At 67.6% G+C, this 2730-nt stretch carries 3 protein-coding genes; 2 read left to right on the forward strand and 1 reads right to left on the reverse strand.

The window, feature by feature from the left end:
- Nucleotides 1–486, reverse strand: a 486-nt coding sequence (locus AC2VNT_RS16685) for an ABC transporter permease family protein (RefSeq protein ID WP_486947913.1), incomplete at its 3' end; no start/stop codon positions are given.
- Between the two features lie 202 nt (nucleotides 487–688).
- On the opposite strand from AC2VNT_RS16685, the gene cysD reads away from it, so the two are divergent.
- Nucleotides 689–1645, forward strand: a complete 957-nt coding sequence (gene cysD, locus AC2VNT_RS16690) for a sulfate adenylyltransferase subunit CysD (protein WP_486947914.1) — start codon at nucleotides 689–691, stop codon at nucleotides 1643–1645.
- A partial coding sequence (locus AC2VNT_RS16695) for a sulfate adenylyltransferase subunit 1 (RefSeq protein ID WP_486947915.1) occupies nucleotides 1645–2730 on the forward strand: 1086 nt, incomplete at its 3' end. The genes cysD and AC2VNT_RS16695, both read left to right, overlap by 1 nt.

Here is a 2730-nt window from a genome sequence, read left to right on the forward strand (position 1 = left end):
GAGCACCCAGTTGACCCGCAGCGCCGCCAGGATCACCAGGTTGGCCAGCACGAACGTCGGGATGGACAGCACCAGCAACGACGCCATGGTGATCACCCGATCACTCATCCGGTACTGCCGGACCGCCCCCCACGCCCCGGCGACCACGCCGATGATGGTGCCGGCCACCGAGCCGACCACCAGCAGGCGCAGGCTCACCGCGACGCGTCGCCACAGTTCGTTGGAGACCGGCTGGCCGGTGACGGTGACGCCGAAGTCGCCGCGAACGGCGTGCGACGCCCAGTGCGCGTAACGCACCGGGATCGGCTTGTCCAGGCCGAGGTCGGCGGCCTTGGCGTCGATCACCGCCTGCGGCGGCCGCGGACTGCGCTGCATCAGGCTGTCCAGCGGCGAGAACGTCACCGACGTCAGGCAGAAGGTGAGAAACGACGCCAGCGCCAGCAGCACCGCGTAGTTGAGAGCCCGGCCGGCGAGGTAGCGCGTCATGCGCGGTCACCGGTTGCCGTCGTCACCGATGTGAGCCTAATCGGAGCTGGGCCGAGCGCCACTCCGGTGTCAGTTTCTGCACCTGCTCGCCAGCTCCGGGCGGCAGGTGCAGCAAGACCGCACGCCGCCGGTTTGACAGCGAGCCGACCGGCTGGTTTCATAGGCACGTAAACCAATAAATCTGGCTATCTTTACCGGAATTATGCGGAAGAATCATGCGAGGAGGGCCATGTCCGGACAGACCGCCATATCCCCAGCCGCCGTGGAGTACGAGCTGAGCCACCTGCAGGCGCTGGAGGCCGAGGCCATCCACATCATCCGGGAGGTGGCCGCCGAGTTCGAGCGTCCGGTGCTGCTGTTCTCCGGCGGCAAGGACTCGATCGTGATGCTGCACCTGGCGGCGAAGGCGTTCCGCCCGAGCCGGCTGCCGTTTCCGGTGATGCACGTCGACACCGGCCACAACTTCGACGAGGTCATCGCGGTTCGCGATCAGCTGGTCGCCGAGGCCGGGGCGCGGTTGCTGGTGGCCTCGGTGCAAGACGACATCGACGCCGGACGGGTGGCCGACAATGGCCCGTCGCGCAACCCGATCCAGACCGTCACCCTGCTGCGCGCGATCGGGGAGAACAAATTCGACGCTGCGTTCGGCGGCGCCCGGCGCGACGAGGAGAAAGCGCGGGCAAAGGAGCGGGTGTTCAGCTTTCGCGACGAGTTCGGCCAGTGGGAGCCGAAGGCGCAGCGCCCCGAGCTGTGGAACCTCTACAACGGGCGGCACCGTCGCGGCGAGCACATCCGGGTGTTTCCGCTGTCGAACTGGACCGAACTCGACATCTGGTCCTACATCGGCGAGGAGAAGGTCACCCTGCCGTCGATCTACTTCGCCCACCGACGCAAGGTGTTCAACCGCGACGGGATGCTGCTGGCGGTGCACGAGCACCTGCAGCCCCGGCCGGACGAAGAGGTCTTCGAGGCGACGGTGCGGTTCCGCACCGTCGGCGACGTCACCTGTACCGGATGCGTGGAGTCGACCGCGGCCACCGCGGACGAGGTGATCGCCGAGACCGCGGTGTCCCGGCTCACCGAGCGGGGCGCGACCCGCGCCGACGACCGGATCTCCGAGGCGGCCATGGAAGACCGCAAGCGACAGGGGTACTTCTGATGACTCAATCCGTGGCGCCAACAACCTTGCTGCGCATCGCCACCGCCGGATCGGTCGACGACGGCAAGTCCACCCTGATCGGCCGGCTGCTGTACGACGCCAAGGCGGTGATGGAGGACCAGTTGGCGTCGGTGCAGCGCACCTCCGAGGAACGCGGCAACGACTACACCGATCTGGCGCTGGTCACCGACGGCCTGCGCGCCGAACGTGAGCAGGGCATCACCATCGACGTCGCCTACCGCTACTTCACCACGCCCAAGCGGAAATTCATCATCGCCGACACCCCGGGCCACATCCAGTACACCCGAAACATGGTCACCGGCGCCTCCACCGCGCAGCTGGCGATCGTGCTGGTCGACGCCCGGCACGGGCTGCGGGAACAGTCCCGCCGGCACACCTTCCTGGCGTCGCTGCTCGGCATCCAGCACATCGTCCTCGCGGTCAACAAGATGGACCTGATCGACTGGGACGAGGAGCAGTTCGAGGCGATCCGGCACGACTTCGAGGCTTTCGCCACCCGCCTCGACGTGCACGACGTGACCACCATCCCGATGTCGGCGCTGCTCGGCGACAACGTGGTCGCCAAGGGCGAGAACACCCCCTACTACGACGGACCGACGCTGCTCTCCCATCTGGAGGACGTCTACATCGGCGCCGACCGCAACCTGGTCGACGCGCGCTTCCCGGTGCAGTACGTGATCCGGCCGCAGACCCGTGACGCTCAGGACTACCGGGGGTATGCGGGCACGATCGCCAGCGGGGTGATGCGACCGGGTGACGACGTGGTGGTGCTGCCCTCCGGCAAGCCGAGCCGGATCAACCTCATCAACGGACCCGACGGACCGGTGGCCGAAGCCTTCGCGCCGATGGCGGTCTCGATCACCCTGGCCGACGACGTCGACGTCTCCCGCGGCGACATGATCGCCGACGCCAACAACCTTCCGCGGGTGGCCCAAGACTTCGACGCCACCGTGTGCTGGATGGCCGACGGGGCGGCGCTGGAGCCGGACCGCGACTACCTGATCAAGCACACCACCCGGACGACCACCGTCAAGGTGATGGGGATCGACTACCGGCTGGACGTC

The sequence above is a fragment of the Mycobacterium sp. TH-M15 genome (assembly GCF_057473705.1).